Source organism: Kitasatospora sp. NPDC059577 (assembly GCF_042735475.1).
Classification (GTDB): domain Bacteria; phylum Actinomycetota; class Actinomycetes; order Streptomycetales; family Streptomycetaceae; genus Kitasatospora.
Genome location: NZ_JBHWBZ010000011.1, coordinates 80,259 through 105,617 on the forward strand (window position 1 = coordinate 80,259; position 25,359 = coordinate 105,617).

Here is a 25,359-nt window from a genome sequence, read left to right on the forward strand (position 1 = left end):
ACGGAGCGTGGCTACCGGGTCGGCTTCTCCTTGGGTCCCTTCGGGGACAGCAGCAGGAGTCCGAGCAGCAGCAGGCCACCGGCGGCCTCGGGCAGGTACGTGGGCGCGTCGGACACGACGGCCTCGTCCTCCACCATCAGGCTCGCTAGGGTTTCGGCTTCGGCCGACGTCGCGCTGCGTGACGTCGAAACCGATTCGGTCCGGAACTGAGTAAGCATCAGATGTGCCTCCTCGTCTGGATTTCACCGCCAGGTCCGGCGGTGCCCCTGTCCGACACTACGAGCACGATCGAGTACCTGCATCCGCAGCGTCCTGAACTGGGGCGTTGCACTCGGTGTGGGCTCGACAGCGGCGAGTGGGTACGGTCGGGGGCATGACCACAGCCTTGATCACCGGCGCGACCGCCGGCATCGGAGCCGCGTTCGCCCGCCGGCTCGCCCGCAGCGGCTACCAGCTCGTCCTGGTGGCGCGGGACACCGAGCGCCTGGAACGCGCCGCCGCCGACCTGCACGGCACGTACGGCGTCGAGGCGGAGGTGCTGACCGCGGACCTCGCGACCGACGCCGGCATCGGGGCCGTCGAGGCCCGGCTGGCCGACCCGGCCCGTCCGGTGGACCTCCTGATCAACAACGCCGGGTTCGGCAACAAGGGCGCGTTCGGAACCGTCCCGCTGCAGGACGAGCTGGACATGCTGAAGGTGCACGTCGAGGCGATCCTGCGGCTGACGACGGCCGCACTGCCCGGCATGCGCGAGCGCCGCCGGGGAGCGATCGTCAACGTCGCCTCGGTGGCGGCCTTCCTGCCGCGCGGGACGTACGGGGCGAGCAAGGCCTGGGTGGTCAGCTTCACCCAGGGCGTGCTGCGCGACCTGGGCGGCACGGGCGTGCGGATGATGGCGCTGTGCCCGGGTTTCACCCGGACCGAGTTCCACGAGCGGGCGGGCATGGGCACGGGCAACATCCCGGCCTGGTCCTGGCTCTCCGTCGACCGGGTCGTGGACGAGGCGATGCGCGACCTGGCCCGCGGCCGGTCGGTGTCCGTGCCGAGCAAGCGGTACAAGGTCGCGGTCGCGATCGCCCGGCTGCTGCCGCCGGGCGGGCTGGGCGGGCTCTCCTCGAAGGCGGCGCGCACCTACCGGACGAACTGAGGCTCGCGGCGGCGGGCGGCGGGCGGCGGGCGGCGGGCGGCTGGGGCTGCGGGGCTGCGGGGTCGCTGGGCAGCGGGGAATAGGGCAACCCTCACTATTAGCTTGCCTAACTATGAGCTACGCTCGCTATGCTGGCGTTCATCCGACCGCCGTGCCACCCGTCGTCGCGCCCCCGGCGCGCGTCCCGACCCTGGAGGCCCGCCTTTGAGGCCCGCCGTCAACTGGACCCCGCCTGCCCGCGCCGAGGGCGAGCCCCGCCCGCCCGCACAGTGGCGGCGCATCCTCGCGCTCTTCCGCCCGTACCGGGGCCGCCTGACCACCGTCGGGCTGCTGGTCGCCGCCTCCGCCGTGGTCTCGGTGGTCTCGCCGTTCCTGCTGAAGGCAGTCCTGGACACCGCCATCCCGCAGGGCCGCACCGGGCTGCTCAGCCTGCTCGCGCTCGGGATGATCCTCACCGCCGTGGTGAACAGCGTCTTCAACGTCCTGCAGACGCTGATCTCCACCACCGTCGGCCAGCGCGTGATGCACGACCTGCGCACCGCCGTCTACGGGCACCTGCAGCGGCAGTCGCTGGCGTTCTTCACCCGCACCCGCACCGGCGAGGTGCAGTCCCGGATCGCCAACGACATCGGGGGCATGCAGTCCACGGTGACCTCCACCGCGACCAGCCTGGTGTCCAACCTCACCGCGGTGGTCGCCTCCGTCGTCGCCATGCTCGCCCTGGACTGGCGGCTCACCGTCGTCTCCCTGCTCCTGCTCCCGCTGTTCGTCTGGATCAGCCGCAGGGTCGGCAGGGAACGCAAGAAGATCACCACCGAGCGGCAGAAGCAGCTGGCCGCGATGAGCTCGGCGGTCCAGGAGTCGCTGTCGGTCAGCGGCATCCTGCTCGGCCGCACGATGGGCCGCTCCGACTCACTGGCCCGCGACTTCACCGAGCAGTCCGACCGGCTCGCCGACCTGGAGGTCCGGGCCGGCATGGCCGGGCGCTGGCGGATGAACACCATCCAGATCGTGATGGCCGCGATGCCCGCGCTGATCTACTGGGCGGCCGGCCTGACCTCCGCCGCCGGCGCCCCGATCGTGTCGGTCGGCACCCTGGTCGCCTTCGTCACCCTCCAGCAGGGCCTCTTCCGCCCCACCGTGAGCCTGCTGTCCACGGGCGTCGACGTGCAGACCTCGCTCGCGCTCTTCCAGCGCATCTTCGAGTACCTCGACCTCCCGGTGGAGATCGCCGAGCCGGCCGCGCCGGTCACCCTGGCCGAGCCGCGCGGCGAGGTCCGCTTCGAGCGCGTCGACTTCCGCTACGACCCGGCCCAGGAGCGTCCGACCCTCTCCGGCCTCGACCTCACGGTCCCGGCCGGGAGCTCACTGGCCGTGGTCGGCGAGACCGGCTCGGGCAAGACCACCCTCAGCTACCTCGTCCCGCGGCTGTACGACGTCACCGGCGGCCGGGTCACCCTGGACGGCGTCGACGTCCGCGAGCTCTCCTTCGACACCCTGGCCCGCTCGGTCGGCGTGGTCTCCCAGGAGACCTACCTCTTCCACGCCTCGGTCGCCGAGAACCTGCGCTTCGCCAAGCCGGGCGCCACCGACGCCGAACTGGTCGAGGCCGCCCGGGCCGCACAGGTCCACGACACCATCGCCGCCCTGCCGGACGGCTACGACACCATGGTCGGCGAACGCGGCTACCGCTTCTCCGGCGGCGAGAAGCAGCGCCTCGCGCTCGCCCGGACGATCCTGCGCAACCCGCCGGTGCTCATCCTCGACGAGGCCACCAGCGCGCTCGACAACCGCACCGAGCGCGCCGTCCAGCAGGCCGTGGACGCCCTGTCCGCCGGCCGCACCACCATCACCATCGCGCACCGGCTCTCCACCGTCCGCGCCGCCGACCAGATCGCCGTCCTGGACCACGGCGAGGTGGTCGAACTGGGCACCCACGACGAGCTGGTGGCGCTGGACGGCCGGTACGCGGCCCTGCTGCGCCGGGAAGCACCGGAAGCGGCCGCGCTGCCGGAGGCCGTCCTGCCGGAGGTCGCCCTCGACCGGGTGTGAAGCCCGGCCCGGGTGTGAACCCCGCCCCGGTGTGAAGCCAGCCCGGGTGCGAACCCCACCCCGGTGTGAAGCCTTCGAGCGGATGTGGGCCCGTGCACGGCCGTGAACCCGTGCCCGGGCGTGGACCCTCGGACAGGGGTGACCCCCGGCGGTCAGGCCGCCTTCGGCACCTCGTTGTAGGTCTCCGCGACCTCCTGGCCGGAGAGCCGCTGGATCGCCGCCATCACCTCGTCGGTCACCTGCCGACGGGCCTTCAGCGAGCGGGCCTGCCCGTGCAGCTCGTCGAAGTGCAGCGGCTCGCCGAAGCGGACCGTCACCTTCTCCAGTCGCGGCACCCGCTTGCCCACCGGCAGGATCTGCTCCGGCCCCTCCAGCGCCACCGGGACCACCGGCACGCCCGCGGTCAGCGCGAGCCAGGCGACGCCCGTCTTGCCCCGGTAGAGGCGGCCGTCCAGCGAGCGGGTGCCCTCGGGGTAGATGCCGAAGGCCTTGCCGTCCTCCAGGATCTCCAGCGCCGACTCCAGCGAGGCCTGAGCGGAACGGTAGGTGCCGCGCTCGACCGGCACCGCGCCGATCGCCTCGAAGAAGCCCTTGGAGAGCTTGCCCTTGAGCCCGGCGCCGGTGAAGTACTCGGCCTTGGCGAGGAAGTGGACCCGGCGCGGCGAGGTCAGCGGGATCACCACGCTGTCGATGAAGGACAGGTGGTTGCTGGCCAGGATGACCCCGCCCTTGCGCGGTACGTTCTCGACCCCCTCGATGACCGGGCGCCAGATTCCCCGCGAAACCGGTTTCAGCACCAGCTTGGTGACGAGGTCGAGCACGATTCCCTCCCTGGACGAACGACCGCCCGGGAGGTGCCCGGGCCCGCAATCAGATCCGCAGACTACGACACCCACCCCCGCGCCCGTCCACTCCCGCCGACCGTGGTGCACACCACGGACAGGTAGGGTACGGCCGTCCGAACCGAGCAACACCCCGCAGTACCCAGGAGGGCACGATGGAGACCACCGAGGCGATCAAGGCCTTTTTCGACCGCTTCGACAAGGACGGCGACGGCAAGATCACCCCGGCCGAGTACGCGCTCGCCGCGAACGAGATGGGCGACCACGACGTCACCCTCTCGATGGCCGAGGCCCTGATCCACAGCATGGACACCAACCACGACGGCGTCCTGACCTTCGACGAGTTCCTGGCCGCGCGCCGGCGCTGAGCCCGCGTGCCGACGGGGCCGGTCGCCGTACCGGCGGCACCGGCCCCGCCCGGCGGTCCCGCCGTCCCCCGTGCCCCGGGCCGCCCCGTCACTCCTCCGCGCCAGGGCCGCTCCGCCGTCCCCCGTGCCGCTCCGCCGTCCCCCGTGCCGCTCCCTCGCGTCCCCCGTGCGCCCGTCGCGTCCCCCGTGCCCCGGGCCCGCCCGGTGGCGTCCCGCGGGGCCCTACCGCCCGTCGGTCACCGGGAACACCCGGCGCACCACCCGGTCCGCCGCGCCGCCGTCGTCCCAGACGCAGAACTTCGCCCGGAACCGCGCCCGCGCCCCCGGTGCCGGATCGCCCGCCAGCAGTGCCCGCACCAGTTCCCCCGCGGTCTCCGTGACCGCTCCCGGCGGCTCCGCGAACAGGTCGAAGTAGACGCCGCGCTCCCGCTGGTACTCCTCCCAGTCCGGGGCGAAGACCACCACCGGCCGGTCCAGCACCGCGTAGTCGAACATCATCGACGAGTAGTCCGTCACCAGCACGTCCGCTGCGAGGTAGAGGTCCTCGACGGTCGGGTGCGCCGAGACGTCCACGATCCGTGCCGCGTCCCCGTCGGCCGCCAGATCGCCCGGTCCGCCGGTGTGGAAGTAGTGCGTGCGCACCAGCAGCGTGAAGTCCGGGCCCAGTCGCCCGGCCAGCTCGGCCACGTCCAGCAGGGGCACGTAGCCGCCCTTGCCGCCGCGGTGGGTCGGCGCGTACAGCACGGCCCTGGTGCCCGGCCGCAGCCCCAGTCGCTCGCGCACCGCGCGCACCTCGTCCGGGGACGCGTCGGCCAGCCGGTCGTTGCGCGGGTAGCCGGTGTCGAGCATCTCGTACCGGCCGGGGAAGGCGCGGGCGAAGTGCTCGCTGGTGTGCGGGTTCGGGGAGACCAGGAAGTCCCAGCGGTCGACGGCCTCCTGGAGCAGGTCGAAGTCCATCCCCTCCGCCGCCTCGGGGCGGTCGCGCAGGTCCATGCCCATGGTCTTGAGCGGGGTGCCGTGCTGGGTCTGGACGTGCACCGAGCCGGGCCGCTTGACCATCGTGCGCGGGAAGTTGACGTTGTTGACGAAGTACTTGGCGGTCGCCATCACCTTCAGGTAGGCGGGGGTGTTGACGATCACGTACGGCACCCCGGGCGGCAGCGTGCCGGCCTGCCGGCGGTTCTCCACCACCCACACGCCCCGGATCCGCGGCGTGAGTTCCTTCGCCTTCTCGTAGATCGCCGCCGGACTGCAGGCGTAGCCCCGGTGCCAGTACGCGGCGTAGACCGCCAGGTTCTCGTCGAGCGGCAGCCGGCGGAAGGCGTTGTACGCGGTGAACCGGGCGCCGCTGCGCACCCCCTTCTTCACCGCGGGCGCCACCGCCCGTGCCCCGCGCTTGAGTTCGCGCGGAAGCCGGCCGGTGCGGCGCAGCTCGGCGTACGCGATCCGGGCGCCGCGGGCGGCCAGCCGGTACTGCACGCCGCGCACCCCGCCGGGGTAGCGGTAGCCGGCCGGGCGGTGCCGGTCGAAGTGCCGGGCGATCCGCTGGAAGAAGTCCCGGCGCAGGTCGGCGGGGACCAGCCCGGGGGAGTCGTAGACGTTGAGCGCCTGGCGGACGGTCCGGTCGAAGACCAGCGTGCGCAGCGACTCCGGGACGGGTCTGCCGGGGCGGTCCGGGCGGTCCAGGAAGGCGAAGATCGCGTCGTACTGCGCGAAGACGTCGGCGTGCTTGGGGGAGGCGGTGGCGGTGATCGCACCGTCCCGTCCGCGCCGGTAGTTGTAGCAGGCCCGGTCGACGTAGCGCAGCCGCTCGGCGGCCAGCAGCGCCGGGTAGGTGACCGAGATGTCCTCGTAGTAGCCGCGGCCGAAGGAGACGCCGAGGCCGTCCAGGAACTCGCGCCGGAACACCTTGTTCCACACCGACATCACGGTCTGGAACAGTGCCGGGTGCTCGGCCAGCGTGCTGCCCTCGACCAGCGGGGAGCCGGTCAGCACGTGGCGCCAGGGGTTGGACTCCGTCCCGCCGTCCGGGTAGACGTGGGTGAAGTCGGTGATCAGCACGTCGGCGGGGGTCTCGCGGCGGCGCTCCTGCGCCAGCTCGTCGAGGACCACGCTGACGGTCCGCTCGGGCAGCCAGTCGTCGCTGTCCAGGAACCAGACGTACTCGCCACGGGCCTGCGGCAGGGCGGCGGTGCGGGCGCCGCCGAGGCCCTGGTTCTCGGTGAGGTGCATCACTCGCAGCCGGGGGTCGCGGACCGCGTAGGCGTCCAGGATCGCGCCGGAGCCGTCGGGGGAGAGGTCGTCGACCGCGATGACCTCGAAGCGGGACTCCAGGGCGGGGGTGTCGCCGAGGATCGAGTCGAGGCAGCGCGGCAGGTACCGCTCCACGCCGTGGACCGGGAGCACGATGCTGAGGAGGAGGGACACGCTGGCCGAGTCTACCGATCCACCGGGCGCGACCAGCGCGGACGTCCGGTGCGAGCGGTCTCGCCGGGGACGGTCGGGATTTCGCCGACGGGATCCGTGGCGGACTGACCCGGAACCGCCGGTGCCGGGCCCCTCGCGGGGCGGCACCGGCAGTCAGGTGGCGGTCCGGCCGACCCTCGACGGCCGACCGCCGGTCCGGGCACCGCGCGAGCCTGGCCACCGCAGCGTCGAGGCGGCCGGGCAGTGGCTCGCGGGAGCCGGAGTTCTTCATCAATCGAACACGCGCCTGGGTGCGGTGCGGGCACAGCGCGTGCAATCAGATATTGCTTGGAGGTGGGGCGGGAGTCAATCCCTCGAATGTGTTCACTTCATGAAAGCAGGCGTCCGGGGGGTGAGGGGGGTCGAATCGACGGGGGTCGGTGGCGTCCGGTGACGGGAGGTGGCGATGGGTGACGAGGGTGGTGGCGATCCGGGGCTCGCGGGTCAGGTCGGGGCGGGTGGAGGTCGACGGTCGGCCTGCGGCGTCGGGTTGCGGCGTCGGCTCGGGAACCGGCGACGGTGCCGCTTCGGGACCGGCTCGGCGTCGGCTCGGGAACCGGCGTCGACGTGGGGTCGGAGGCGCCCCGAACATCACTTTGTCGATCTGGCGGCTGTCCCCTATATGGGGAGTCCGTCTGCGGAGGTCCCGGGGGTGTGCGCGGGCGCTCCGGCCGACGCCGTGCCGGGTGCCGCCGCAGCGCCCCACGTGCGCCGGGCGCGGACGGCGCGGACGGCTACCCGGTCCGCACTTCCGGGCACTGCTGACGGATGGCCGGTCGTGCACCATCATTGATGCCTAGTCGTGATCGGCCGGGTGGCCCCTGGTGCATCGTCAGTTGACGCCGCACGGTACGGTGGCACAACACCAAGGACGGTTGCGCGAAGGCCGTCTGTCACGGATAGTCTTCGCCTCACGGCCCTGGCGCCTCGTAGGGGTGGGAAAACTGATGGAACACATGCAAGTGCGGACTCGGCCCCGTGTGCCGGCGATCCAGTGCGGTGTCGGCACGACCGGCCGCCGGATCGAACGACACCTGGCCGTGCTCGGCGCGCCCGCGCTCCCGGCGGTGGACACCGCCGAGGCGCTCGGGCTGATAAGGGAGCTGACGCCTCGCGGCGCCGGGGCCCCGACGACCCGTCGTCGCCACACCAGGATCTCGCTGCTGACGCCGCTGCGTCGGCTGCGTCGGAGCCTCTTCGGCGGGCGCGGCTAGGGGTTCGTCCCCAGCCGTCGTCGGTCGTCGTCCCGCCCTGGTCGGGAACAGACCCGGTGGACCGTCCGGTCCGCCGGGTCATTGGCGTGTCCGGACGCCCCGTCGCTCCGGGGCGGCCCGAAGCCCGCGCTGTGGTCTGAACCTTTCACCTTATGCGAGTTTGCCTCCCTGGCAAGGCGAGTCGGCGAGGCAGTAGGCCCGACCCCCTGACCTGGGCCAGGATGGCGCCATGGCGGACAACAACCACTCCACCCCGACCGGCCGGTTCCAGACCACCACCTTCGAGATCACCACGGGCAGCCGCGAAGTCGCGGTCGACATCACCGACCGCTGCGCGGCGTTCCTGGACGAGCGGGCCACCGGGCGCGACGGCCTGCTCAACGTCTTCGTGCCGCACGCGACCGCCGGGATCGCCGTCCTGGAGACCGGCTCCGGCAGCGACGACGACTTCCTCGCCACCCTGCGGGACCTGCTCCCGGCCGACGACCGCTGGCGCCACCGGCACGGCAGCCCCGGGCACGGCCGGGACCACGTGGTGCCCGGCCTCGTCGCCCCGCACGCGACGCTGCCGGTGCTCGGCGGCCAACTCGCGCTCGGCGTCTGGCAGTCCGTGGTGCTCGTCGACACCAACGGGGACAATCCGCGCCGTACCGTCCGGCTGTCCTTCCTGGGCTGATTCGGGTCGGCGTCGGGCTGGGTCGGCGTCGGGTCGGTCCCGGCGGCTGCAGGGTGCCGGACGCGGATACCGGCTACCGGCTACCGGCCGACGTGGGCGGCCACCGCCGCCAGGTAGCGCTCGATCGCCAGGTGCTGGCAGAGCAGCGCGACCGGGCGGCCCAGGCGTGCGTACCAGGCGGACAGCCGGGAGAACGCGGTGACTTCGAACCACACCTCGCCGTCGGCGTCCATCGACACCAGGAACGCCTCCTCGCCGCACTCCGGGTGGCCGGGGAGCGTCCCGTAGGCGAACCCGACCCGGTCCGGCTCGTCCGTCGTCCACACGACCCGGCAGGGGATCACCAGCCGTGGCCACCGGCTGCCCGGCAGGCTCAGCCGCAACAGCACCGTGTCGCCGTCCCGGGCCGGGCCGCCGGGGTGGACGGCGAAACCGGTGCCCGTCTGGCTTCCCCAGTCGCGCACGTACCGCCCGGCCCGCTGCAGCACCTCCGGCCCGCGCCCGAGGTGTATCCGGCGCCGCAGGTGCGCGTAGCCGTCCGGCAGCCGCCCGCCCCTGGTCGCCCCCACCTCGGCGTACGAGGGTGCGGTGGCGCGGGCGGCAAGCAGGCGGCGGTGGAGGTCGGTGGCCATGCCGGCCACGGTAGCCGCCGCCCGGGACCGCCCGGTCGGCGGGCTGCCAGGGGCTGCCGGGGGTTGCGGGGGACTGCCGGGGGTTGCGGGGGCTGCGGGCCCACGGGGCGCCGGAGGTCGACGGGCGGGGCTCGGCGAACAATGTTCAGCGAACAGAGTTCAGATGGCAGAGTTCAGCGCACGTCTTCTGACATCTGTTCGTCGGGTCCGTGCCCGTGCCCGGCTGTCGGGGCCGCTTGCCCGCCGCCCGCGTCGCCCGCCGCTCGACCGCGCCGGTCAGCCGTCGAGCGAGATCGCGCTCTTGGCCCGCTCCACCGACTCCTCGGCGGCCGGCCCGCCCGGATTCTCGGTCGCCAGGTCCTGGTTGAGCTCGACGAACGGGCGCAGCCGTTCCTCGTACGAGGCGAAGGCGGCCCGGTGGTCGCCGTCGGAGCGGGCGAGGGCGTCGGCGAGGACGTGGGCGCCGACGAGGGCGAGGCTGGTGCCCTGGCCCGACAGCGGGGAGGCGCAGTAGCCCGCGTCCCCGAGCAGGACGACCCGGCCGTGCGACCAGCGGTCCATCCGGATCCGGGTCATCGTGTCGCAGTAGAAGTCGGGTGCCTCGGCCAGTGCCTTCAGCAGCCTCGGGGTCTCCCAGCGCAGTGCCGCCATCCGCTCGGCGACGACCGCCTTCTGCGATTCCGGACCGCGTTGGCCGTGCGGCAGCGGCTCGCCGCCGAAGCCGAAGGTGATCCGCAGCTCGGTGTTGTCCCGCACCGGGTAGACGCCGTAGCCGGCCTCGCCGTCGCGCAGCCACAGCTGCCAGTCCTCCAGGCCGAGGAAGTTGTCCGCGCTGAAGATCGCCAGGTGCATGCCGAGGTGGTGGGCGAAGTGCTCCTCGGGTCCGAAGGTCAGCCGGCGCACGGCGGAGTGCAGGCCGTCGGCGCCCACGACCAGGTCGTACCGGTGGGGTGCGGCGTGCTCGAAGCGGACCCGGACGCCGTCCTCGTCCTGGTCGAGTGCCGTGACGCCGTCGCCGAACAGGAACCGGGTGTTCCCTTCGGCGATCGCCCGTTCGTGCAGGATCCGGACGAGGTCGTCGCGCAGCAGCTCGATGTCGTCGCTGTCGAGCCGCCCGCTGCTGAACGTGCTCTCGGTGGAGCGGTGGACCTCCCGGCCGTCGCCGTCCAGGACGGACATGCCCCCCATCCGGGTCCGGTGGGCGCGGGCCTGTGCCAGCACGCCCAGCCGCCCGGCCACTTCCAGTGCGGCGCCCCGGATGTCGACGGCCTGTCCGCCGCCGCGCAGTGCGGGGGCGTGCTCGACCACCGTGGGGGCGAAGCCCCGGCGGCTCAGCAGTGCGGCGAGCGCGGTGCCGGCGATGCCGCCGCCGGAGATGAGCACGGTCTTCATGGGTCGCTCCTCGCTGTCCGTCCGCGCGCGGTGTCGCGCGCCGGTCCGTACGTTGTACGCGACGCTGAATGTACGGCGTACATGCAGGCCCGCCAAGTGCGGTTTCTCTGCTTCTGAACTAGTACAGCCGGGGGTTTCGGGGGAGCTCTCCTGGTAGCGTCTGAGCTAGTACAGTTCCGGGCGTCGCAGAAGGAGATCCGTGTCACACGAGCGAGTCGGAGCCGGCCGCACGCATGCCACCCCCGGGACCGCCGTTCCCGGACCTGTCACCGTCCCCGGATCCGCCACCCCCGGGTCCGCCCCGCCGTACCGGCGCATCGCCGACGAGATCGCCGCGCGGATCGCCGAGGGCACCCTCGCGCCGGGCGATCGGGTGCCCTCGACCCGGCGGATCGCCCGCGAGTGGCACGTCGCGTTGGCCACGGCCACCAAGGTGCTCACCACGCTGCGGCTGGAGGGGCTGGTCGAGACCCGGCCCCGGGTGGGCACCGTGGTGGCAGCCGCCCCCGCCCCTTCCCCTGGCCCTGCTCCCGCCACCGCTGCGCGGCCCGGCACCGCGGTGGGTGCACGCGTTCCGACGCCCGCCAAACCGTCCACTCCCGGGCCGTCCACTCCCGGGCCGTCCGTCGAACTCACCGCGGAGCGGATCGTCCGGGCCGCCCTGGAGATCGCCGACCGCGAGGGGCTCGCCGCACTCTCCATGCGCAGCGTCGCGGCCCGGCTCGGTGTCGCCGCGATGTCTCCCTACCGGTACGTCCCGAGCAAGGACGACCTGGTGCTGCTGATGGCGGATGCCGCGTTCGGGGAGGAGTCGTACCCGGCCGGGCCACCGGGGGACTGGCGGGCGCGGCTGGAACTCGGTGCGCACACGCTGTGGCGGATCTACCGGCGCCATCCGTGGCTCGCCCAGGTCGGCGTGCTCACCCGCCCGCTGATGCTGCCCGCCCTGTTGGACCACGCCGAGTGGGCGCTCTCCGCACTCGACGGCCACGGCCTCGACGCCGCGACGATGCTCGACCTGCACGTCCTGCTCTACAGCTACGTCCAGGGGATCGCCGTCCACCTGGAGCGGGAGGCGCAGGCCGAGGCGAGCACCGGTCTCACCGAGGACCAGTGGATGGACCGTCAGGGCCCGGCCCTCACGGCGATCGTCACCGGCGAGCGCCACCCCGTGTTCGCGCGGACGACCGGCAGCCTCGGTGACGGCTACGACCTGGACCTGGACGCGCTCTTCGCCTTCGGGCTGAAGCCGCTGCTGGACGGGGTCGCCACCATGATCGAGTCGGCCGGGAGCGGGAGCGGGAGCGGGAGCGGGGCCGGGGCCGGGGCCGGGAACAGGAACGGTGCCGCCGACGGGGCCACCACCGGGGCCGTCTTGCGGCGGGGCGGAGCGTCGGAGTAGGAAGGCAGCATGAGCGACAACGCGACGAACGAGCCCACGGTGGTCTGCGAACTCGCCCCCGACGGCGGCGCCGAGGCGGCGCTGCGGCACGACCCGGCGGCGTCCGGGCCCCGCGCCGACTGCGTGCTGTGCGGCGAGCCGACCGAGCTGTCCGCCGACCAGCCGGGCAGCACGCTCTGCCCGGTGTGCGCCTGGCAGCAGGCACAGCGGATCGCCTGCTCGGGCTGACACCGCCCCGGTCGAGCCGCCCCTGGTCGAGTCGCCCCTGGTCGAGCCACGCGCGTTACGCGTCCTCCCGCCCGGCCAGGGCCAGCGTCGAGCCGCGCCGCCCCTTGCGGACCAGCAGTTGGGCCGGGATGCGGCTGCGCAGATCGGCGACGTGACTGACGATGCCGACCGCGCGGTCCCGTTCGCGCAGGCCGTCGAGGACGTCCATCACCTCCTCCAGCGACTGCTCGTCGAGCGTGCCGAAGCCCTCGTCGATGAACAGGGTGTCCAGCGGCATGCCGCCCGCCTCGTCGGTCACCACGTCGGCCAGGCCCAGGGCGAGGGAGAGCGAGGCGAAGAAGCTCTCGCCGCCGGACAGGGTCGCGGTGTCCCGCTCGGTGCCCGTCCAGGCGTCCACCACCCGCAGGGCCAGGCCCGAGCGCCTGGTGCCGGTGCCCCGGTCGTCACTGTGGACCAGGGTGTAGCGCCCGCCGGACATCCGGACCAGCCGGTCGCTGGCCGCCGCCGCGACCTGCTCCAGCCGGGCCGCCAGCACGTACGACTCCAGGCGCATCCGCAGCCGGTTCTCGGCGGAGGTGCCGGCGGCCAGCGTGGCGAGCCGGTTGATCCGCCCGTACCGGTCCAGCGCCGGGGCCAGCTCGGCGGCGAGCCCGGCCAGCTGCCGCCCGATCTCGGCCAGTGCGCCGCAGCGTTCGCGGGCCGCGGCCTGAGCGGCGTGCGCCTGCCCGAGCCGGTCGGTCGCGGCGCGGAGCGCGGCCCCGGCGGCGGGCAGGTCGACCGGCGGACGGGTCGCGGCCTCGGCCAGCTCCGGGAGGTCCAGTTCGTGCCGGACGGCGGCGGTCTCGGCGCGGTGCCGCTCCAGCCGGTCCTCCAGCCGGTCGCGTTCCTCGCGCGGCAGCAGCACCGCCAGCGCGGCCGCGGCGTCCGGGAAACCCGCTGCGGCGGCGGTCTTGCCCAGTTCGCCCTCGGCTTCGTCGAGTCGGCCCGCCGCCTCGGTGTGGGCCCGTGCGGCCGTTGCCGCGGCGGCGACCTGCTCGGCGAGCCGGGTGAGGGCCGCAGCCCGGTCGGCGACCGAGGCCGCCTCCCCCCGGGCGGCCGCCACCCGGGCGGTCAGTGCCTCCTGTTCGGTGCCGAGCTTCAGCAGCCGGTCGGTGAGGACGGCGGCGCGCTCCCTGGCCTCGTGCAGTTCGTCGCCCCGGCGGGTGCGGTCCCGCGACAGCCGGGCGATCTCCTGCTCCACCCGGCCGAGCGCCTCCGCCGTGTGCCTGGCCCCGCGGTGCTCGTGCTCCAGCTCGGTGAGGGCCCGAGCGAGCGCCTCGGCGCCGTCCGGCCCGGCCGCGCCGGCGGCCGCGGCCTCGCGCACCCGCAGGGCGGTGAGCGCCTGGTCGGCCTCCGTCCAGGCCTGGTCGGCGACGGCCTGGGCGCGACGGGCCCGCTCCTCGTCCTCGGCGCCGACCCGGCTGCCGGGCGCCGCTTCGGCGGGGGCCGGGTGCTCGGGCGAGCCGCAGACCCGGCAGGCCTCGCCGGTCAGCAGCTGTTCGGCCAGTTCGGCGGCCATGCCCGCCAGTCGCCGGTCCCGCAGGTCCAGACCGTGCTCGCGGGCGTCCAGCGCGGCGGCACGCAGCCCGACGACCCGCGGTTCGGCCGCCGCGATCTCGGCGCGCAGGCCGTCGCGCTCCCGCGCCGCGTCCAGGCGGGTGGTCAACTCGGCACGCTGCCCGTCCAGTTGCTCGACCCTGGCGGTCGCGGCCCGGGCCCGGGAGTGTTCCTCCTCCAGGCGGTGCAGCTCGCCCTCGAACTCGGCCAGCCAGTCCTCGGCCTCCTCGGCCAGCGCCTCGGCGGAACTCCGGTCCACCGTCAGGGAGCGCTGCTCCCGGGCGAGTTCGGCGCAGCGCCGCTCCTCCGTGCGGGCCGCCTCCAGCCGGACCACCTCGGCCCGCAGCCGCAGCTCGGCCTCGGCCAGCTCGGCCGCGCCGGCCCCGTGGAGCCGCCGGCCCTCCTCGCCGGGCGCGGCGGCCAACGCCTCGCGGTGTCGCTGCTCCGCCGTCCGCGCGCGCCGGAGCGCCTCGGTCGCGCCGTCCCGCAGCCGCAGTGCGGACTCCACCCCGACGGCCCCCTGTGCGGCGGCCAGCCGCTGCCGGTCCCGCGCCGCGGCGGGCTCGAAACCGGCGAGCCGCTCGGCCTCGGCCAGCGCCGCGCGGTACCGGCGCTGCCGCCCGGCCAGCTCCTCGGCCTCCTCGCGGCGCCGCTGGGACGCACCGTGCGCGTCCCCGGCGCCCGCGAGCGCCGACTCCGCCACGGCGAGCTGCTCGGCCGCGCCGCTGCGCAGGACCGCGGCCCAGCCGAGCACCCCGGCGGTCAGCCCGGCGGAGGCGTCCTCGGCCGGGACCCAGCCCTCGGCGGGCTCGGCGTCCGGGCCGGCCGCCTGCTCGGCCTTGCTGGCGAGATCGCGCAGTCGGCGCCGACCCGCCTGGACCGCTGCCTCCTGGGTGCGCCGCTGCTCGGCCAGCCAGTCCTCGACGAGCCGGTACCGCTCGGTGTCGAACAGTCGCCGCAGCAGCTTGCCGCGCTCCTCCGAGTCGGCCTTGAGGAAGTGGGCGAAGTCGCCCTGCGGCAGCAGCACCACCTGGCAGAACTGCTCCCGGTTCATGCCGATCAGCCGGAGGACCTCCTCCCCGACCTCCTGGTGCGACTTGCTGAGCCCCCGCCAGCCCGGCGAGCCGTCGCCGGAGTCGGCGACCCATTCGCGCAGCAGGGTCTGCGCCCGCTCGACCGTCGTCCCGCTGCCCACCTTCTTCGGCCGGCGCTGCTCCGGCAGGCGGGTGATCTGCAGCCGCCGTCCGCCGAGGGTCAGCTCCAGCCGGACCTCGGTCAGCCGTGCCGGGTCGGCGTGGTCGCTGCGCAGCCGCACGGCCCGGCGGGCGCCCGGCGTCTCCCCGTACAGGGCGAAGCAGACCGCGTCCAGCACGCTGCTCTTGCCGGCACCCGTCGGGCCGCGCAGCAGGAACAGCCCGCCGGAGGCGAGCGCGTCGAAGTCGACCGTCTCGGAGCCCGCGAACGGGCCGAAGGCGGTGACGGTGAGCCGGTGCAGCCTCATCGGGGCAGGTCCGCCTTCCGGTCGGTGGTCTCCCGGACGCGCTCGAAGCCCTCGCGCAGCCAGCCGAGCTCGTCTGGCTCCGGCTCGGCGCCGGGGCGGACGTGCCGCAGGAAGCCCTCGGCGATCTCCAGGTCGTCCCGGCCGCTCACCCGCGCGGCGTACGACGAGGAGGGCTCGGTGTCCGACTCCTCGGGGTCGAAGAGCAGCTGCAGGGTGTGCGGGAAGCGGCGGCGCAGCTTCTCCATCGGCTCGCCCGGCCGGGCGGCGTCGGTGAGCGTGGCCTGCACCCAGGACTGCTCGTGCTCGGTGTACGCCTCGTCGGTGAGCAGGGCCTGGAGGGTGTCGCGCAGGGTGGCCAGGGGGCGCGGCTCGGGGCAGGGGACGCGCTCGGCGGTCACCGATCCGTCGGCCGCGAGGTCGACCAGCCACATGCTCTTGCGCTGGCGCACTTCGGAGAAGGAGTAGGCGAGCGGGGAGCCGCTGTAGCGCAGGTGCGGGGCGAGCGTCTGGCAGCCGTGCAGGTGGCCGAGCGCGACGTAGTGCACCCCGTCGAAGACCGAGGCGGGCACGGCGGCGACGCCGCCGACCGCGATGTCCCGCTCGCTGTCGCTCGGTGCTCCGCCGGTGACGAAGGCGTGCGCCAGCACCACCGCGCGGGTGCCGGCCGGGCGCGCCGCCAGGTCGGCCCGGACCTCCGCCATGGCGGCCCCGAGCACCGCGGCGTGCCCGCCCTTCGACAGCCCGAACCGCTCGCGCACCAGCGTCGGCTCCAGGTACGGCAGGCCGTACACCGCGACCGGCCCGTGCTCGTCCGCCAGCACCACCGGGCTGGCGCACTCGCCGGGATCCGTCCGCAGGTGGATCCCCGCGCGGCCGATCAGGCCCGCCCCGACCCCGAGGCGGCGGGCCGAGTCGTGGTTGCCGCTGATGAACACCGTCGGCACGCCGAGGTCCGCCAGCCGGTGCAGGACGTCGTCGAACATCGCGACCGCCTCCAGCCCCGGCAGGGCCCGGTCGTACACGTCCCCGGCGACGAGCACGGCGTCCACGCGCTCGGCCCGGACCACGTCCACCAGGTGGTCCAGGAAGGCCCGTTGGGCGTCGTGCAGGCTCTCCCGGTGGAACGAACGCCCGAGGTGCCAGTCGGAGGTATGCAGCAGTCGCATGGTCCCCGACCCTAACGCGCGGCACTGACAATCCCGCCCGGATCCGCGGAGGCATGCGTCTCACCCGTACCGGGGTCGGCGGTCCGCCGACCGGTCCGCCGTCGTGCCGGGGACCCGTCCGACCGGCCGCCCGGGGGGCGTTCCCGACCCGGCGTTCGATTACCAGGGGTGCATTGTCAGTGGCTCTGTGTATGTTCCTCGACGTCGGCGGCCCGTCGTCCGGGGCGGTCGGCGCCGTCGGGTGTCGGACGAGCGAGAAGCAGGAGGAGCCATGGCTGCGGTGCGGGAGCTGGTGTGCGGGGTGGTGCGCGAGGTGGTGTGCGCTGCGGGCGCGCGGACGTCGCGGGGGCGCCGACGGGTGTTGGTGCTGGCCGGCGGCAAGCGGGGGAGCGGGGTCGGCGGGGCGCCGGGCGGCGGGCCCGGCGGGGCCGCGCCGCCCGGGGGCGGGCGGCCGCCCGGCGGGCACACGGGAGGGGGTGGTGCGCGGGCACGGCGCGGCGGGCCGGCCCGGGGCGCGCCGCCGCAGCCGGTCGCGGTGGCGCTGGCCGTCGCGGCCGGGGACTTCGCCGGGCTCGCGCGGTACGGGCTGTTCGGCGGGCTCGGCCACCAGGAGTACCTGCGGCGGGCGGAGGAGCAGCTGACGGCCCTGCACCGGCAGGGCCTGGAGGTGCACCTGCGGGTCCTGGAGGCGAACGACTTCGAGGACTACTGCGAGGCGCTCGGCCTCGACCCGCGGATGCCCGCGGCCCGGGTCGCCTACGCCGGTGATCCCGAGTTGGCCGGGGAGCCGTTCGTCTACGCGGGGGAGCGGCTGGTCGAGCTGCTGCCCGTGCTGATGGACGACCACCGGGCGCGGGTGCGGATGTCCGTGGCCTGCGCGGCCCTGCTGGACGCGGTCGGGGACGACCCGGCCGGGCAGCGCCGGATGGCGGCGGTGATGCGGTACGTGACGTCGGTCTACCTGGCCCTGGCCGAGGGGGCCGGGGAGGGCTGCCACCTGCTGACGTTGCGCTGCCACGGTCCCGAGGACGGCGAGGAGCTCACCTCGGCGGTGGACGTGTACGTGGAGGAGGGGCAGCTGTACCCCGCGGGGCGGGACACCGAGGCGTTCTGCGTCACGCTGGCGGCGGGCGTGGCCTCCGGCGGGGCAGGGGCGCTGCTGCTGCACGGCGATCCGTCGTCGGGCGGCCGGGCCGGCGCGCAGCTCGGTGGGCCGGAGGGCGGTCCGGACGGTGACGCGCCGGTCCGGCCGCCGGTGCGCGGGTGGGCGTTGGTCGACGGGCGGTTGCGGCCGATGACCGCGCACGAGGTGTTCGACGAACTCGCCGACGATGCCGCGCGCGGGCTGCCGTTCCCGCCGGGCGTCGACCCGCGGCCCGGGTTTCCGCTGCCCCCCTTCCCGGGGCCCCGGGAAGGGGGTGGGCCGCTGGGATGATCGCGGCGTCCACCGCCTCCGCATCCACCATGCGGCGCTGGGGACTGTTCATCGACCGCCTGTTCGGGGAAGATTCGGAGAAGATCAACAGCAGGAGCGCGCGGTACCCCACGCCGCCGCTCCGGCCGCTCAGCTCCGTACCGCGCCCCGCAGGTCCCCTCCGCGCACCGCCGGTCCGGCGAGCCCGACAGCGAGAGGGGGACGCATGAGCGAGCGGAGCGAGCCCGGTGCCGGGGGGTGCGCGCAGGCGGACGCCACGGTCGAGGCCTGCGCGGGCTTCTCCGCCGATGCCCCCGCCGGACCGACCGGCGCCTTCACGTGGGCGACCGGCGGTTCCTCCCGGTCGACCGGCGCCTCCTCCCTGCCGACCGGCGGTTCCACCGGCCCGGTCGAGGGCCCCGCCGAGCGCCGCGAGGCGAGAGCATGAGTCCGATCGAGTACAGCGCGGAGATCGCCGACCTGCTCGGGAAGGTACGGCGGCGTCCGACGGCGGGCTGGCCGTGGCGGCCGGGCGAGCAGGTGCCGGACGGGCTGCCGGTCAAGCAGTCCTGGGGGTGGCTGTTCGCCCCCGACGGGCGGGTGCTGACCCTGGTGAACCCCAGGGACGGGATCTGCTCGCTGCCCGGCGGCTCGCTGGAGCCGGAGGACGCCGGCGACCCTGCGGCGGCCCTGGCCAGGGAGGCCGCCGAGGAGGCGCAGGCGGCGATCGGCCGGCCGTACTACCTCGGCTACCTCTACGACCGGGTCGGTTCGGCGAACGGCGGGCACGAGTGCGCGCGCGTCCGGATGGCGGCGGTGCTGCGGGCGGTCGGGCCGAGCGCGGCCGACCCGGCCTCGGGCCGGCACTACCGGCGGCTGCTGGTCGCGCCGGGGCTCGCCGTCGAGCTGCTGGGCTGGGGCGCGCCAGGGCTGCGCCAGGCCCGGGCGGCGGTCGCCACCGCCGTCCGCTGGCTCGGCGTGCCCGCCGCCGCGAACGAGGCGATCGAGGAACTGCCTGTCGAGGGCTGCACGGTCTCGCCGGGCACCGTGTACCCGGGCGGCGGTCACTCGGGCGCGCGGGGCTGACCGGACCGGGTCCGGGAGGCGACCGGCCGTTCCCGAGTCCTCGGTGATGCCGATGTCCTGACGGTTCGTGTCCTCCGCGTGCTCCGCGCGTTCAGTGTTCCGTGCGTTCCGTGCCTTCCGCTGGTTCGGGGCATTTCGCGCGTTCGGCGCCGGGGGAGGCTCGCGCCGGCGCCCGGCCGTGTCCGGTCGCACCTGTGCGCGCTCGCGGCGGCCCTTTCGCGCCCGCCGCGGTCTCCTCGTGCCCGTCGCCGCGCCCTCGCCTCGACGGCCGACCGCTGTCGAAACTGACTCAACGATGGTCGGACAACGACTCCAGGTTTACCCCTGCCTTAACGGACGCAAGTTGCCGGTCTACGCGCGCAGTACTACGCGCGTCAAAGCGCACCCCCATTGACCAGTGTGAACTCACTTACCGTCGGCGGCAGTTCACCTCTCTGCTATCAGACGATCCGTCAATTGCCTTGGCATGAGCGCTTCCGGGTTCCCCTACCGCCTGGTATCACTTCTGTGACCCACGCCACGACCCCCCACTCCCCCCCACCCTGGAGGTGTCATGCTCCGCCCCGCCCGTGCCCTGTCCATCGCCGCGATTGCGGCAGGCCTCACCATGACGACGCTCTTCGCCGCCTCGTCCGCCAATGCGGCCGGCGTCAACTACGTGGCCCTCGGCGACTCGTACTCCGCCGGTGTCGGCGCCGGCAGCTACCTGAGCGACAGCGGCAGCTGCAAGCGCAGCACCAACGCGTACGCGTACCTGTGGAAGAACGCGCACTCGCCGTCCTCCTTCAAGTTCGTCGCCTGTTCGGGCGCCCGCACCGGCGACATCCTGAACAGCCAGATCTCCGCCCTGGACTCCGGCACCACGCTGGTCAGCATCTCGGTCGGCGGCAACGACGCCGGTTTCGCCGACACCATGCAGACCTGTGTCCTGGGCTCCGACAGCGCGTGCCTCAACGCCGTCAACACGGCCAAGAACTACGCGCTCAACACCCTGCCCGCCCAGCTGGACCAGGTGTACTCCGCCATCAAGTCCAAGTCGCCGAACGCCCACGTCGTGGTCATGGGCTACCCGCACATCTACAAGGTCGGCGGTGACTGCGTCTTCGGCATCGGCGACACCAAGCGCGCCGCCATCAACGGTGCCGCCGACACCCTGGACGGCGTCCTCGCCAAGCGCGCCGCCAACGCCGGCTTCACCTTCGGCGACGTCCGCAGCATCTTCACCGGCCACGAGATCTGCGGCAGCCTCACCACCTGGCTGAACAGCACCACCCTGCCGATCGACGAGAGCTACCACCCGAAGGCCTCCGGCCAGGCGGGCGGCTACCTCCCGGTCTTCTCGCAGTCCTGACGGGTCGCGTCGGTCTCCGACGCCGTCCTGCCGCGGGTGCCGCCGCCCCCTCCAGAGGCACGGGGAGGGGACGGCGGCAACGCCGTTTCCGGCAACCGGTCGGGCGGGCCCGGTCGTCCCCGGCCGCCCAGGCCGGCCTACGCCCTGTCCGGCCGATCCTGCTGGGCCCGCGACGCCAAGATCGGCCGGACAGGACCTGGCTCCGCCCGGTCGGCGGGAAGGGGATGCCGGCGAGGACCGGCAACAACTCCGCCTCCTCCAGATCGAGGTGCGCCTCCAGTTCGGCCGACATCATCCGGTTCGGCTCCGCGTGGAGCCGCTCGGGTTCGGTGACCTCGATGCCGGCGAGCAGGGCCACCAGCTCCTCCTTGATCCGTCCGATGGCCCGATGCTGTTCGTCGAGCCGGGCGAGCACGTCGCCCAGGTCGGGGTGGTTGCGTGCGAGGGCCGGGAAGGTGGCGGTGTCCTCGCCGGTGTGGTGGTGGGTCGGCCCGTCGCAGAACGCCAGGCAGTGGTGCCGAAGCTGCGGTCCGAGCCCGGCCGGTCGGCCGGGGAGGTGGGCGTGCGCCTGCTCCCGGATGTGGCGCAGCTGCGCGCGCAGCCAGGTGTGCGCCTCCGGCAGCTTGTCGGCGAGGGTGCGCACCGCCGGTGCTCCGCCGTGGGGCGTTGCCGGAGGTGCCCCGGGATGTTTTCCCTCCAGGACGACGACCGGCAACTCGCGTTCGGTGTGCGCCTGGTAGTCGCCGTACCCCGGGGCCTTCCGGGCGACGGCGGCGAACGGCCGTTGTCGGCGCTCGCCCTCGGCGGGTACGGCGATCGCGTCGAAGGTGTCGGTGCCGAGTTCGCCCCGGACCACCGGGTGGGTCGGCAGGTTGCGGTACCACTGCGGGTGCGCCGGCGCCCCGGCGGTCGAGGCGACGAGCAGGAGCAGCCCATTCGCCCGGACGTAGCCGAGCGGCACGGTGTGCGGCCGCCCGGACCGGGCGCCGGTGGTGGTCAGCAGCAGGTCGCCGCCCTCGAACGGGCCGCCGACCCGTCCGCTGTTGGTGCGGAACTCCTCGATGACGTTCAGGTCGAAGGACGGGGCATGGGTGTGTGGTGGGTCTCCGTAGGCAGGGGGAGGCGCGGCCACACGCGGTGACGTTCGGGGTCGGCGCGTCGTGCTCGCGGACACCGCGGGTGACCGCCCGGCGTCAGATCAGGGCGGCGAGAGGGTGCTCATCGCGCATCGTCCCTTCGGAAGGGTGTTCGCTCGGCCACCGGCCGGCCCACTTCTCTGTGGCCGGCGCCGCGCTGCACCGCCTCATGAGAGCGATGCGGCGGGCGGACCGTCAACGAGCGGGATCGCTCAGGACGATGCCGAGTGACTGCCCGAGCGGGACGGTCGAGTGAGGGCCCGCCGGGGACGGCCGGGCGACCGCCCGGCAGGGGCGGTCGCGGACGGGCGTGCGAGGGCCTCAACGCAGGTAGTCGACCAGGCCGGCGGGCCTGAGGCCGGCGGCGTCGGCGGCGGCCAGGGCGCGCTGCAGGTCGGTGGCCAGGGTGTCGGTCCAGTGCATGATGATGACGTCGCCCGGCTGCAGCGGGCCCGGGTGCCAGATGTCGGCGGCGCCCCAGCTGAAGTCGGCGTCGGCGGTGAGCACGGTGCGGATGCCGCAGTTGGCGGCGGCCTGCAGGGTGTCGGCGTTCGAGGCGAAGTACGGCGGGCGGACGACCGCCGGTGTGGTGCCGAAGAGGCGGGTCATGGCGTCGCGGGCGTCGCAGATCTCGACCTGCTGCTGGTCCAGGGGGAGCTTGCTGAGGTCGGAGTGGGAGACCGTGTGGTCCTGGACGGAGGAGCCGGGCACGGCGGTGACCCGCCGGAAGAAGGCCGGGTCGGTGCCCGCCGGCATCGGCAGCGGGAAGGCGGTGACGGGCAGGTGGTGGTCGGCGATGAACTGTTCCGCCTCCGGGGTGCGCTGCCAGCCGTCGTCCACGGTGAAGAAGACGACCTTGTCGGTGGTGGGGATCGAGCCCGTCGCCACTGCCGGGGCGGGCGCGGGGCCGTCGACCCGGACGTCGTCGACCGAGAACGGGCCCTGCTGGTACCAGCCGTGCACGTACAGCCGGATGGTGCGCGCGGTGGGGCCGGTGGTGAAGCGGGTGGTCAGCCGTTGCCAGCCGCCGCCGGTGCTTTCCGTCCAGGCGGGCGGGAGGTCGTTGCCGGTGCCGGTGGCGCCCAGGTGGACGAAGGCGCCGCGGACCCAGGCGGAGGCGGTGTAGGTGGTGCCGGGCTGGACGGCGACGGTCTGGGTGCACTCGCCGGTGGAGTCGGCGGTCGCGGGGGTGACGGTCAGGGCGGAGGTGCCGGAGTGCGGGGCGGTGGTGGTGAGGGCGGCCTCGGCCGGACCGCCGGTGCAGGTCCAACCGGGGATGCTGCCCCAGTCGGCGAGGCTCGGCGCGGGCACCTCGAACCCGGGGTTGGTCGCCAGGTTGACGGTCGCGGCAGGGGTCGTGGCCGCCGGGGCGGGCGCGGCGGCGGACGTGCTCACGGCGGACGTGCTCGCGGCTGACGGTGCCGTGCGGGCGGAGGCCGCCGGGACGGCGAAGGCGGTGAGCAGTGCGACGGAGGCGGCCAGTGCGGACAGGCGCGTGGACATCGACACGTGAGGACTCCAGCGTGTGGGGGTGACGCCCGTGGGGAGGGCGTGAGCGGAATCGGGTGACAGGGTCGGAACCGTGGTGGCCCGGGCGGTCCCGGAGGGACGGGAGGGCGGAGGGCGGGGGTGAAGGAGGCGTGTGAGCAGAGGGGGTGGCGGTGCGCCGCACGCGGACCGAAGAGAAACAATGGACTGGACCAATCGGCCCGTCAAGGGAACGGCAGGTGAACCGGACGGCGGTCGAGCCCGCGCCGCACCGAACGGGACGATCCGTCAGAACGCCTGCGGTGCATGCCGATCAGGTGAGGTACAGCTCCTCGATGTCCTCCGCGTAGTACTCCGCGATGGCCGTTCGGCGCAGCTTGAGCGAGGGCGTCAGCAGTCCCTGCTCCTGGCTGAACTCCCGCGGCAGCAGCCGGAACGCGCGGATCGACTCGGCCCGGGAGACCGCCGTGTTCGCCGCCGCCACGGCGCGCTGGATCTCGGTGTGCAGGTCCTCGTCCGCGAGCACCGCCCAGGCGTCCAGCTGCTCCCGTCCGCGGGTCTTCAGCCAGTGCGACAGCGCCGGTTGGTCGAGCGTGATCAGTGCGGCCACGTACGGGCGGTCGTCGCCCACCACCAGGCACTGGGAGACCAGCGGGTGCGCCGCGACCCGGTCCTCCAGGCCCGACGGCGCGAGGTTCTTGCCGCTGCTGGTGACGATCAGGTCCTTCTTGCGGCCGGTGATGGTGAGGTAGCCGTCCTCGTCCAGCCGGCCCAGGTCGCCCGTCGCGAACCAGCCGTCGACCAGCGACTCGGCGGTGCACCGCGGGTGGTTGAGGTAGCCGCCGAAGACCGAGCCGCCGCACACCCACACCTCGCCGTCGTCGGCGATCGCCACCGACGCGCCCGGCACCGGCTGCCCGACCGTGCCGAGCTTCTGCCGCCCGGTCGGGTTGGCCGTGATCGCCGCGGAGGTCTCGGTGAGCCCGTACCCCTCGAACAGCTGCAGCCCGGCGCCGGTGAAGAACTGGCCCAGTTCGCGCCGGAGCGAGGAGCCCCCGCACATCACGCTGCGGACCCGGCCGCCGAGCACCGCGCGCAGCTTCGGGTAGACGGTCCGCTCGTACGCGAGGTGGCGCAGCCGGAGCGCGGCGCCCGGTCCGGGGCCGCGCCCGAAGGCCTTCTGTTCCCGGGCGGCGGCCCAGTCGACCGCCACCTGCCGGGCCTGCTCGAAGAGTTCGCCGCGTCCGGAGTCCTCGGCGGCGCGCCGGGCCTGCTGGAAGATCTTCTCGAAGACGTACGGGACGGCGTGCAGGAAGGTCGGCCGGAAGGTCTCCAGGGCGGGCAGCAGCGCGTCGGTGGAGACCTCGGGGACGTGGCCGATCCGGAAGCCGGCGCGGATCGCCGCGATCTGCACCGCCCGCCCGTAGACGTGGGCGAGCGGCAGGAACAGCAGGGTGCCGGGCTGGCTGCCGCCGGTGTCGCGCAGGACGTCGCCCCAGCCGGCGAGCAGTGAGTCGGCCTCGGAGGCCAGGTTGGCGTGGGTGAGGAGGCAGCCCTTGGGGCGGCCGGTGGTGCCCGAGGTGTAGACGACGGTGGCGATGTTCTCGGCGGCGACGCCGAGGCGCTGGCGGTGCACCAGGGAGTCGGGTACGCCCCGACCGTCCTCGGTGATCGCGGCGACGCAGTCGCGGTCCAGCTGCCAGATGCCGGTGAGGTCGGGCAGCGCGTCGCAGACCGCGCCGACGGTCATCGCGGCGTCCTCGTCCTCGACCAGGCAGGCCACCGCCTGGGTCTCGGCGAGGATCCAGCGCACCTGCTCGGCGGCGGCCGTGGGGTAGACCGGGACGGTGATCGCGCCGATGGACCAGAGCGCGTAGTCGAAGAGCGTCCACTCGTAGCGGGTCCGGGACATCAGGGCGACCCGGTCGCCGTAGCGGACGCCGTGGGTGAGCAGGCCCTTCGCGAGGGCGAGCACCTGGTCCCGGAACTCCCGGGCGGTGACGTCCTGCCACCGGCCGTCGGCGGTCCGCCAGGACAGCTGGACCAGGTCGGGGGCGCGCTCGGCGGTGTCGTAGAGGGAGTCGGCGAGTCCTCCGGTGGCCTCCGGAACGGCCGGCGCGGGGGTGGTGAACTCGCGCACGTTCCTCCCCAGTTCGCGTCTCCCCGGCGCTTCCGCCGGCCCGGCCCGCCGTCCGGCCGCCG

The 25,359-nt window shown here is 74.2% G+C and carries 21 protein-coding genes; 11 read left to right on the plus strand and 10 right to left on the minus strand.

Annotated features, from left to right (window positions below; genetic code table 11):
• Nucleotides 1-11: 11 nt before the first annotated feature.
• Entirely contained in the window at nucleotides 12-137 is a 126-nt protein-coding gene (locus ACFV0O_RS12545; RefSeq protein ID WP_363568886.1) for a hypothetical protein, read from the minus strand.
• Nucleotides 138-373: 236 nt separating this feature from the next.
• On the opposite strand from ACFV0O_RS12545, the gene ACFV0O_RS12550 reads away from it, so the two are divergent.
• Complete coding sequence (locus tag ACFV0O_RS12550; protein WP_380340101.1) at nucleotides 374-1,147, plus strand: SDR family NAD(P)-dependent oxidoreductase; 774 nt, start codon at nucleotides 374-376, stop codon at nucleotides 1,145-1,147.
• 204 nt (nucleotides 1,148-1,351) lie between these two features.
• Entirely contained in the window at nucleotides 1,352-3,199 is a 1,848-nt protein-coding gene (locus tag ACFV0O_RS12555; protein WP_380340104.1) for an ABC transporter ATP-binding protein, read from the plus strand.
• A gap of 152 nt (nucleotides 3,200-3,351) precedes the next feature.
• Here ACFV0O_RS12555 and ACFV0O_RS12560 read toward each other — a convergent pair whose 3' ends face one another.
• Entirely contained in the window at nucleotides 3,352-4,020 is a 669-nt protein-coding gene (locus ACFV0O_RS12560; protein WP_380340107.1) for a lysophospholipid acyltransferase family protein, read from the minus strand.
• A 176-nt stretch (nucleotides 4,021-4,196) separates the two neighbouring features.
• Here ACFV0O_RS12560 and ACFV0O_RS12565 point away from each other — a divergent pair, with 176 nt between their 5' ends.
• Complete coding sequence (locus tag ACFV0O_RS12565) at nucleotides 4,197-4,409, plus strand: EF-hand domain-containing protein (RefSeq protein WP_360250369.1); 213 nt, start codon at nucleotides 4,197-4,199, stop codon at nucleotides 4,407-4,409.
• A 222-nt stretch (nucleotides 4,410-4,631) separates the two neighbouring features.
• On the opposite strand, the gene ACFV0O_RS12570 is transcribed toward ACFV0O_RS12565, so the two are convergent.
• On the minus strand, nucleotides 4,632-6,836 hold the full coding sequence (locus ACFV0O_RS12570) for a CDP-glycerol glycerophosphotransferase family protein (RefSeq protein ID WP_380340111.1): 2,205 nt from the start codon (nucleotides 6,834-6,836) through the stop codon (nucleotides 4,632-4,634).
• Between the two features lie 986 nt (nucleotides 6,837-7,822).
• On the opposite strand from ACFV0O_RS12570, the gene ACFV0O_RS12575 reads away from it, so the two are divergent.
• A complete protein-coding gene (locus ACFV0O_RS12575) occupies nucleotides 7,823-8,089 on the plus strand; it encodes a hypothetical protein (protein ID WP_360250363.1) in 267 nt (88 codons plus the stop codon).
• Nucleotides 8,090-8,318: 229 nt separating this feature from the next.
• Nucleotides 8,319-8,765: a YjbQ family protein gene (locus tag ACFV0O_RS12580; RefSeq protein WP_360250360.1), complete on the plus strand. Its 447-nt coding sequence runs from the start codon at nucleotides 8,319-8,321 to the stop codon at nucleotides 8,763-8,765.
• Between the two features lie 80 nt (nucleotides 8,766-8,845).
• Here ACFV0O_RS12580 and ACFV0O_RS12585 read toward each other — a convergent pair whose 3' ends face one another.
• Together ACFV0O_RS12585 and ACFV0O_RS12590 are read right to left on the minus strand one after the other, a co-directional pair.
• Nucleotides 8,846-9,397 (minus strand): DUF1990 family protein, encoded by a 552-nt coding sequence (locus ACFV0O_RS12585; protein WP_380340115.1) that lies wholly within the window; start codon nucleotides 9,395-9,397, stop codon nucleotides 8,846-8,848.
• A gap of 276 nt (nucleotides 9,398-9,673) precedes the next feature.
• Nucleotides 9,674-10,789: an FAD-dependent monooxygenase gene (locus ACFV0O_RS12590; protein ID WP_380340118.1), complete on the minus strand. Its 1,116-nt coding sequence runs from the start codon at nucleotides 10,787-10,789 to the stop codon at nucleotides 9,674-9,676.
• A gap of 316 nt (nucleotides 10,790-11,105) precedes the next feature.
• Between ACFV0O_RS12590 and ACFV0O_RS12595 the strand changes: the two genes are divergently transcribed.
• Nucleotides 11,106-12,191, plus strand: coding sequence for a TetR/AcrR family transcriptional regulator C-terminal domain-containing protein (locus tag ACFV0O_RS12595; protein WP_380340286.1), 1,086 nt, complete (start codon nucleotides 11,106-11,108; stop codon nucleotides 12,189-12,191).
• A 9-nt stretch (nucleotides 12,192-12,200) separates the two neighbouring features.
• Nucleotides 12,201-12,419, plus strand: a complete 219-nt coding sequence (locus ACFV0O_RS12600; protein WP_380340121.1) for a hypothetical protein — start codon at nucleotides 12,201-12,203, stop codon at nucleotides 12,417-12,419.
• A 55-nt stretch (nucleotides 12,420-12,474) separates the two neighbouring features.
• On the opposite strand, the gene ACFV0O_RS12605 is transcribed toward ACFV0O_RS12600, so the two are convergent.
• Nucleotides 12,475-15,516 carry an AAA family ATPase gene (locus ACFV0O_RS12605; RefSeq protein WP_380340123.1) on the minus strand — a complete coding sequence of 1,014 codons (3,042 nt, stop codon included), beginning with the start codon at nucleotides 15,514-15,516 and terminating at the stop codon, nucleotides 12,475-12,477.
• Nucleotides 15,513-16,682, minus strand: coding sequence for an exonuclease SbcCD subunit D (locus ACFV0O_RS12610; protein WP_380340126.1), 1,170 nt, complete (start codon nucleotides 16,680-16,682; stop codon nucleotides 15,513-15,515). Before ACFV0O_RS12610 ends, ACFV0O_RS12605 begins: the two co-directional genes overlap by 4 nt.
• Before the next feature lie 271 nt (nucleotides 16,683-16,953).
• On the opposite strand from ACFV0O_RS12610, the gene ACFV0O_RS12615 reads away from it, so the two are divergent.
• The 4 genes from ACFV0O_RS12615 to ACFV0O_RS12630 all read left to right on the plus strand — a co-directional run bounded on the left by ACFV0O_RS12615 (nucleotide 16,954) and on the right by ACFV0O_RS12630 (nucleotide 20,533).
• Nucleotides 16,954-18,117: a hypothetical protein gene (locus tag ACFV0O_RS12615; protein ID WP_380340129.1), complete on the plus strand. Its 1,164-nt coding sequence runs from the start codon at nucleotides 16,954-16,956 to the stop codon at nucleotides 18,115-18,117.
• Between the two features lie 205 nt (nucleotides 18,118-18,322).
• A complete protein-coding gene (locus ACFV0O_RS12620; RefSeq protein WP_380340132.1) occupies nucleotides 18,323-18,544 on the plus strand; it encodes a hypothetical protein in 222 nt (73 codons plus the stop codon).
• Entirely contained in the window at nucleotides 18,541-19,182 is a 642-nt protein-coding gene (locus ACFV0O_RS12625; protein ID WP_360250336.1) for a hypothetical protein, read from the plus strand. Before ACFV0O_RS12620 ends, ACFV0O_RS12625 begins: the two co-directional genes overlap by 4 nt.
• Nucleotides 19,183-19,735: 553 nt before the next feature.
• Nucleotides 19,736-20,533 (plus strand): SGNH/GDSL hydrolase family protein, encoded by a 798-nt coding sequence (locus tag ACFV0O_RS12630; protein ID WP_360250333.1) that lies wholly within the window; start codon nucleotides 19,736-19,738, stop codon nucleotides 20,531-20,533.
• Here the strand turns inward: ACFV0O_RS12630 and ACFV0O_RS12635 are convergent.
• The 3 genes from ACFV0O_RS12635 to ACFV0O_RS12645 form a co-directional block, all read right to left on the minus strand.
• Nucleotides 20,430-21,665 carry a nitroreductase/quinone reductase family protein gene (locus ACFV0O_RS12635; RefSeq protein ID WP_380340136.1) on the minus strand — a complete coding sequence of 412 codons (1,236 nt, stop codon included), beginning with the start codon at nucleotides 21,663-21,665 and terminating at the stop codon, nucleotides 20,430-20,432. The two genes, ACFV0O_RS12630 and ACFV0O_RS12635, sit on opposite strands and share 104 nt — an antisense overlap.
• A gap of 325 nt (nucleotides 21,666-21,990) precedes the next feature.
• Nucleotides 21,991-23,172, minus strand: a complete 1,182-nt coding sequence (locus ACFV0O_RS12640; protein WP_380340289.1) for a polysaccharide deacetylase family protein — start codon at nucleotides 23,170-23,172, stop codon at nucleotides 21,991-21,993.
• A gap of 298 nt (nucleotides 23,173-23,470) precedes the next feature.
• Nucleotides 23,471-25,297: an AMP-dependent synthetase/ligase gene (locus tag ACFV0O_RS12645; protein ID WP_380340139.1), complete on the minus strand. Its 1,827-nt coding sequence runs from the start codon at nucleotides 25,295-25,297 to the stop codon at nucleotides 23,471-23,473.
• Between the last annotated feature and the right edge of the window lie 62 nt (nucleotides 25,298-25,359).